Source organism: Betaproteobacteria bacterium, from assembly GCA_009377585.1.
Lineage (GTDB): Bacteria > Pseudomonadota > Gammaproteobacteria > Burkholderiales > WYBJ01 > WYBJ01.
In genome coordinates this window covers 23554-31207 of sequence record WHTS01000070.1, presented here as the reverse complement: position 1 = coordinate 31207, position 7654 = coordinate 23554, and the positions used below count along the sequence as shown (strand labels likewise).

The following is a 7654-nucleotide window of genomic DNA, read 5'->3' as shown; positions in this document are numbered from 1 at the left end:
AGGTGAAGTGCGCTCGAAAGAACTGAATCGCCGTTGCATCGTTGCGTAAGCTCGCCTTGTGAGCGCGCTCCTTCAGCCACCTTGCGGCGGCTTCGTCGAACAATCGCCTAGGCTTCTGACCCAGGCGTTCGACTCTCCACGCTTCGGCTTTCAGTCGATCGTGGAGTTCTTGCGCGGCTTTCTTGTCAGGTGTGTTAGCAGGTTGTCTAACTCGTCGGCCGCTTGGCGTGGTGAAGTCAATCCACCACAGTCTTCCTCGCTTGCGGATGGACATGATGTTGCCTCCTTCCGCGGCGCGGGCCCAACCGAATTTTGGCGGCTCAGGGCGTCGCGGTCAAACCGGTACAGACGGCCTACTCGGATGTGTTGGATTCGGCCTTCGTCGGCCAATCGCCGCAAAGTGTTCGGATGCACCCGAAGCAGTCGCGCGGCTTCTCCCGTTGTTAGAAGTGTGGTCATCGGCTCGATGGAGTCCGACAAGCTCGCTCCGTAGAGACTTCGAGGTTTGCGGTGCACATGCAAGCATTGTCAGGTGTGTGCTGAATCGTTGCTGCGTCTATCCCCCCTCGACAGAGATACGGATGGCCGCGAAATGCTCCTATGTATAACGGGAAGGGGGGCTTCGGCGCCTCGACGCGGATGTCTGACGTGCAAGCCGAAGAGCGTTTGCGTTCATCGCACACACGGGACAGCGCTGCGTAACGGGCGGCTCCGTGATCGCGACGAGATGTCTGATCAGGCACACGGGACATTCGCGGCGCTTGAGTTCCGCATTGCGACTTTCGAGGAATCCGCAATGCGTCAGGAGCGCATACGCCTGATTGATATCGAGCCTCTTGATTCGTGACGATTCGTGCAGCTCCTGCGTCAGGTTCAGGTACGTATTAAATGCTGTCAGCAGTCGCCATCCGCGCTGCAGTGGAACCTCAGCGATTTCTCCGGTGCGCTCATAGCAGGCGATAAAAATCGCCCCCTGAATACTCCAGGCAGCCGAGACCCGTCCGCGTCGCATTGCGAAGAAGCGCGCCTGACCTTGCGCGAGAGGACCCGACGGCGCATAGCTGCCTCGCAGGACCTTATAGAGGTTGCGTATCCTCTGAAGCGAGAAGTCCGTGAGTCGCGCGATCAGCCGGGTCTTTGCCCCCGCCATGACGAGACCGTGTGCCAGATCGAGAAATTCGCGTTCCCAGCGCGGGTCGCTCGAAGCGGCATCCTGGGTGATGGGATTCATGGCAGCTCCACTCCGCGCACCGGTGGCCGCGCCGAGACAAGCGCGGCGGCGTGCTGCTCACCGACCTTGGTATGAAGGGCGACGCCGCGCTGGAAGACGCGGCGCGCGAACCGGATCATGGGCGCACTGATGCCGAAGGCGAGCCGGTCGAGATCCTCGTCGCTCAGATTGCGCACCCAGCTTGCCTGCTTCAGAGTGATGCCGAGCTGTATCAATAGATCCGGGCGGCCCGCGTTCGCTTCCTTGGCTGCGAGCCGAACGAAAGTGAGGTACCGTCGATTGAGTTCGCCGACATGTAACGCGCTCGCGCTCTCCTGTTTGAGGTGATTCAAGAGAAGGGTGAGCTCGGCGGTACTGTGCGCGAGCCTCCCAATACAGACGCGGGTGTGATCCAAGTACGCCTCTTGCTCGGCGTTGAGACGTCCGAGCCAGTGACTCGCGATCAGTCGATTCAGCTGTTTGAGATCGTCGATCATGAGGGCACCACCACCCTGGCAAAGGCACCGGGGCGGCCGTTGTCGGCAGGAAACCGAGAACACACTCCGACAGTGTCGAGGTGTGATATGACAACAATCTGATGCGCGGGCGGTCCGGCAGATTGAAGTGCACCCCGCGAGGCGCGCTTCAACGCGTAGACGTCCAAACGAGTCGACCTCTCTGTGTTGTTGATCTGCTGTGCAGTCTGTCTGCATATCGCATGACGGTGCAATAATTGTTTCTAACGTAGCAGAGACTGCAACCAAAGTATCTCCAGGTGATACTCCAGGAGTGAGATCTCGTCCCCGCTGGGCCCTCTGGCGAGGTAGTCGATCCGGTCTCTGCGGACGAGACGATTGGTTCAGTGTCGCGCCCCTTCCTCCTGCGGCAGGCGCCCAAGCCTGTCATGCCGACTCGCGCTGGCGCCGCCACTGACTAGGCGCTGCCTGCTGCTTTCTTACAAAACCGACCTTTTCGCGGCTAACCGTATCCGTTTCGAGGGGGGATAGAGGGCAGTTCGGATCGTCAGCACACGTGACAATCGTTGCGTGTGCGATCCCGATGCGGAGGACCCGTGATCAAGTTCACCGTGATCAGTACCAAGGGCGGGGTAGGCAAGACGACCTTGACCGCCAACCTCGGTGCGCTTCTCGCCGACATGGGACTGCGCGTGCTGCTCATCGACGCGGACGTGCAACCGTCACTTTCCAAGTTCTATCCCCTGGCTGCGACCAAGCCGGCCGCCGGGTTGACCGAGGTGATCGTACGCGGTGATTTAACAGATGCATGTATCACGGCTACGATGTACCAGAACCTCGATATCGTCGTCTCGGACGATCCCGAGGGAAATCTTCCGCATTGGCTGCTTAATCGAATCGATCGTGGGTTTCGATTGCGCACGGCGCTCAGGTCGAGTGCTGTCGTGGACGGCTACGATTGCGTGCTGATCGACACGCAAGGTTCGGTTGGACCGCTGCAGGACGCGGCGGCACTGGCCGCGGACATTCTCGTCTCGCCCATTACCCCGGAAATCCTCTCGGCGCGCGAGTTCAAGGACGGCACGGTGGAACTGCTCGAGCGTCTCGAGCCCAGCAGTGCGCTGGGTGCCAGATTGGGGCCGATGAAGGCGCTGATCTACCGGCAGGACCGCACGCTCGACGCGCGCGTCATTGCGGGTGGCATCCGGGACGACTTTATCAAGCTGAAAGGCCGGGTGAGCGTGCTCGACACCGTCGTGCCTCATGCCAAGGCGTACAAGGAAGCCGCAACGCTTCGAGTTCCGGTGCACCGCCATGAGCGCAGGCGCGATGGTGTCGCGCCGAGCGCCTATTCCGTCATGCACCAGCTGGCGTGGGAACTGATTCCCAGTCTGCAGGGCGTCCTGGCTGATTCGATCGTTGGCTGCAAAGCGGACGCGTGGTTTCGGGGGCTGGCCGCAACATCGGCCGGACAATCGGGCTCGCTTTCGCCCGCGAAGGCGGCGACATCGTTCTCGTTTCGAGAACCGCGGCAGAGGTGCGACGGGTGGCCGAGGAGTGTGAGAGTTTCGGCGGGCGGGCACTGCCTGTTGCAGCCGATGTGAGTCGGCATGGTGAGATCACTGAAGTCGTTCGCCAAGCCCTCGATCGATTCGGCAAGGTAGACGTTCTTGTCAGCGTCGCTGCCCTTCGGCCCCATAGGCCGTTCTGGGAATTCAGCTACGATGACTGGCACCAGGCGTTCAACGTCAATTTGCACTCCACGTTCTATTTCGCCAAGGCCCTTGCACCCAGCATGATCGAGCGGCGCAGTGGCAGCATCGTCGCGCTAGGTGGGATGTCGTCCGTCACGGCAATGCGCCCGGGAATAGGGGTCGTGGCTGCTTCGAAGCACGGGCTGTACGGCTTGATCAAGGCGATGGCCGTGGACCTGGGCGAATACGGGGTGAGGGCCAATCTCGTCGCGGTCGGCAATATCGCCACCGAGCGGCACAATCCCGAATGGTACCTTCCGGGTCAGGAGATGCGTCCAGAGCACCAGCAACTTGCATTGCGCCGGGATGGGCACCCCGAGGAGGTGGCAAATGCCGTCCTGTTCCTGGCCTCGGAGGACGCCTCCTATATTACAGGCGGCTGCCTGACGTGCTCAGGCGGGCGGTTTCCCGGCATGTAGCCGCTTGGCATCAGGCGACGAGCAGGGCCATGAACTCCCGAACGGGCATGGCCTGGAGCCGCTGTAGATCCTCGCATTCGTGGACGATTGCTTCTTGACGCCGGGGCGGTAACCGGCGCGCGAGATTGTTCCGAAACTTCTCCTCCAGCAGGGCCAGGCTTTCGCTGCGCCGGCGCCGGTGGCCAAGCGGATACTCTACGACGACCTTGCCCGTGCGGCTGCCGTCCGAAAAGAAGACCTGCACCGCACAGGGGACGGACCGCTTGTCCGGATCCAGGTAGTCGCGGTTCCACTGCTCGTTCTCGACGCAATCCATCTTGTCGCGCAATGCATCGATCCGTGGATCCGCGGCCGCGTCGTCTTCGTAGTCCTCGGTCGTAAGCCTGCCTTTGAGCAAAGCGATGGCAGTCGTATAGCGAACGCAATGATCGCGGTCGGCAGGATTGCTCAACGGACCCTTCTTGTCGCTGATACGGATCGTGTTCTCGTGGCTGGTGATCACTACGCGCACCACATCGTCTATGCGGTCTTTCACCTGCGGATGCAACCGCAATGCCGCCTCGACCGCAGTCTGGCAATGGAAAGCGGTCGGGTAGGAGACCTTGAACAGAATGTTCTCGACCACATAGGAGCCGTACAGCCGCTGGAATGCGAAGGTCCGGCCCTTGAAAAGCACGTCGTAGAAACCCCAGCGCGGCGTGCTCAGCACGGCCGGATATCCCATTTCACCCTTCAGCGTCATCAGCGCCAACTGCACCGCGCGACTGACTGCGTCGGCGCCCGCCCAGGATTTTCTCGATCCGGCATTCGGTGCATGCCGGTAGACGCGCAGCGTTTGTCCGTCGACCCACGCATTGGAAACGGCATCGATGACCTGGCTTCGTGTGCCGCCCAGCATCGCAGTCGTCACCGCGGTGCTCGCGATCTTCGCAAGCCCTATGCTCCCATCGAGGCCCACGGCATGGAAGCTGTTGCTCAACGCGAGCGCGCCCTGGATCTCGTAGGCTTTGATAAGCGCGATGAGGACGTCGCGCATCGTCGGCTCACGAGCGGCATGGCCGGTATTCGTGCGCGACCGGTAATCGGCGACCGCGAGGATCGCGCCAATGTTGTCCGAGGGATGGGCCGCTTCCGCCGCAAGCCAGGTATCGTTGAAATCCACCCATCGAATGAGACAAGCGGTATCGAAGGCCGCCTTTACGATGTCCAGTTCGTACGACGTACCGGGCACGCGGGCGCCATTGGGTACGATTGTCCCCGGCGCAAGGGGGCCAAGGAGCTTCGTGCAGGCAGGGTAGGAGAGCGCCTCGAACGCGCAGCCGAGCGAATCGATGAGGCATAGGCGGGCCGTCTCGAAAGCGTCCTGGCTCTCGATCGAATAATCGAGCACGTAGTCGGCGATGTCGACGAGCACTTGGTCCGGCTCGGGTCTGGCTTTACCTGCCGACATCCTCACCTTCTTTTCCAAGAAAGCATGAAAACGCCCGGCTGACGGGAACGAAAGCGGTTCGTGAGACAGGCAGCGGCCGCTCGCATTCGCCCGGCGATAGTCCTCGAGACGCCACAAATCCCAGAGTCACTCTTCCGGCGACGAAATGCGCAGTTCCGAATTGGCCTCTCCCAGCTCGCCTATTGGCTTCCCTACCAGCGGCGGGGTACGGCTCAGCCTGAGCGGTGAATTCAATAGCGGCCATCTTCGCCCGTCATCACCCGGGATTTCGATGATCAGCTGCCGTGCGATGGTTTGCGGACTGCACGCGACTTCACCGACGCTGCGCACAGCGGCGGCAGGAATGCCCGCTCGCTCGCACGCTTCTACCAGGCGCTCGCGCGTCATTCGCTCGCAATCGCCAACCGTGAGACCGATCGCGACGAGGACGGCTTCGCTGTCGATCGCCTCTGGCTCCAGACAGGCGAACCCGTCGGCGCATCGCACGATGAACGGCCGAGACGCAGCCGGCTTCGCGTTCCAAAGCCCAGCGGTGGCAGCCACAGCCGCATCCTGCATCGATATATCGAGCAGGTGTCCGCGACCCGATTGATCGCGAATAAGCACCGCAGCCAGTATCGAAAGCAATCCGAAGGCGCCACCCAGGATGTCCGCCGCGGAGATACCTGCCTTGGTAGGCACTCCGTTTACGCGCGTCAAGTCCATGAACCCCGACATTGCCTGCACGACCGTGTCGAAGGCGGGCCGACCAGGATAGGACGAGGAGGCGCCGAAACCCGAGATCGCGCAATAGACGAGCTTCGGGTTCAGCTCGAGAAGCTTCGCGGGGCCAAAGCCCAGCCGTTCGAGGGAGCCGGGCTTCAGGTTCTCTACCAGTACGTCGGCATCCTGAATCAACGATCTGAAGCGTGCGCGATGTGCCTCGTTGCGCAGGTCGAGCTCGACGCTTCGCTTGTCGCTGTTGCTGAAGACGAAGAAATAGCCGCGATTACCCTGTACCGGTGGCCAGCCGCGCGATCCCTCGCCCCCGGGTGGCTCGATCTTGTACACGTCCGCTCCCAACGCACCGAGATGACGCCCGACCAGCGGCGCGGTGGTGTATTGCCCGATCTCGAGGACCCGCATGCCGGAAAGAGCGCTTCGCGCCATACCGTTCCCGAGCGGCTGCGCCTTCCCGCGCCCGGCAACCAAAGAGCGCACACGGCTGTTGTGCTCTCCGGGACGCGGTACTTCGCCGCCGTTCGAAGCGATGGGCAGGGACAGCGCAAACGGGCTCGACGGCATGGCGAGCTCGGATTGATCCACCGGATCGAATAGCCGGCGCACCGTGTGCCGATGCAAGAGGTTGGGTTCGCCAGCCAGCTGAGGGACGGTGAGAATCGGCCCACAGGCGATTTCGATCGCGCTCAATCGTTCGATGCATTTCATGACGGGTTGCGCGCTGACCCAGTCCTGGACGAAGCGATCCACTTCGGCGCGGCGCGCTACCCGTTCGCTGTTGGTCGCGAAGCCCTTTGCCCTGGCGAGCGAGGGCTTGCCAAAGAGGGTGCACAGCCGGCGCCATTGGTCGTCCGTCGCGGTACAAATCAGAACCCATCCATCACTCGCCCGGTACGCGTTCCACGGCGCTGCTAGCGAATGGCTGTTACCAGCCCGGGTTGCCGGCTTGCCGATTGCGTGGAACGGAAGGAACGTGGAAAGGGCGCCAACCGCGCAATCGTACAATGCGATGTCGACATGCTGACCGAACCCCTGCATGCTCCGCACACGTAGCGCCACAAGGGTAGCCGCTGCCGCATAGAGCCCGGCAGAGTATTCGCAGAACGGAAAGCCGATAAGGCAGGGTGGCCCATCAGGATTCCCGGTCGTATCCGCCAGGCCTGCCGCTGCCTGGATCAGCGCCTCGGAATGGGGTGCTCCTGCGAGAGGGCCGCCAGCGCCGAACGCAGTGACGTCGCAGATGATCTGGTCCGCAGAGAAGTCGTGCGTGCGGCTCGATGGAAGGTCTGTAGACAGCAGGACGACGTCCGCAACGCTCAGCAACGAGTCGAGAAACTTCCTGTCGCTGCCGTCGTCGCCCACGACGAGGCTAAGCTTACCGGCTGCCGCGCAAGCTCGATTGACCCACTTGCCACGCGCCGGCACCGCTGCGGCCGCATTCGTAGGCTCCACAAAGACGACGTTGGCGCCGAGTTGCGCGAGGATTGTGCCGCAGACGCTCGCCCCGAGGCGCTCGCCAAGCTCCACGACGAGCACGCCCTCGAGTGGCGGCCGAGCGACGTTGGCACTGCTTGCCTCCCAGGCGGCCGAGTGTGCAGCATTTGTCATCGTGCCAAGCCTTGCCC

6 protein-coding genes and 1 pseudogene are annotated in these 7654 nt (G+C 62.2%); 2 read left to right on the top strand and 5 right to left on the bottom strand.

Going from position 1 to position 7654, the window contains the following annotated elements; all coding sequences use genetic code 11:
- Positions 1–150: 150 nt before the first annotated feature.
- From GEV05_19925 to GEV05_19915, 3 genes are all read right to left on the bottom strand, one after another.
- Entirely contained in the window at positions 151–480 is a 330-nt protein-coding gene (locus GEV05_19925; protein MPZ45613.1) for a helix-turn-helix domain-containing protein, read from the bottom strand.
- Between the two features lie 118 nt (positions 481–598).
- Positions 599–1231 carry a hypothetical protein gene (locus GEV05_19920; protein MPZ45612.1) on the bottom strand — a complete coding sequence of 211 codons (633 nt, stop codon included), beginning with the start codon at positions 1229–1231 and terminating at the stop codon, positions 599–601.
- The gene (locus GEV05_19915) at positions 1228–1707 is read right to left on the bottom strand and encodes a hypothetical protein (protein MPZ45611.1); all 480 of its coding nucleotides are present in this window, start codon (positions 1705–1707) and stop codon (positions 1228–1230) included. Before GEV05_19915 ends, GEV05_19920 begins: the two co-directional genes overlap by 4 nt.
- Positions 1708–2282: 575 nt before the next feature.
- Between GEV05_19915 and GEV05_19910 the strand changes: the two are divergent.
- Positions 2283–3080: pseudogene (locus GEV05_19910) on the top strand (AAA family ATPase).
- A 29-nt stretch (positions 3081–3109) separates the two neighbouring features.
- Positions 3110–3859: an SDR family oxidoreductase gene (locus GEV05_19905; protein ID MPZ45610.1), complete on the top strand. Its 750-nt coding sequence runs from the start codon at positions 3110–3112 to the stop codon at positions 3857–3859.
- 10 nt (positions 3860–3869) lie between these two features.
- Here GEV05_19905 and GEV05_19900 read toward each other — a convergent pair whose 3' ends face one another.
- Complete coding sequence (locus GEV05_19900) at positions 3870–5309, bottom strand: bifunctional 2-methylcitrate dehydratase/aconitate hydratase (GenBank protein MPZ45609.1); 1440 nt, start codon at positions 5307–5309, stop codon at positions 3870–3872.
- 126 nt (positions 5310–5435) lie between these two features.
- Positions 5436–7637 (bottom strand): CoA transferase, encoded by a 2202-nt coding sequence (locus tag GEV05_19895; GenBank protein MPZ45608.1) that lies wholly within the window; start codon positions 7635–7637, stop codon positions 5436–5438.
- Positions 7638–7654 lie beyond the last annotated feature (17 nt).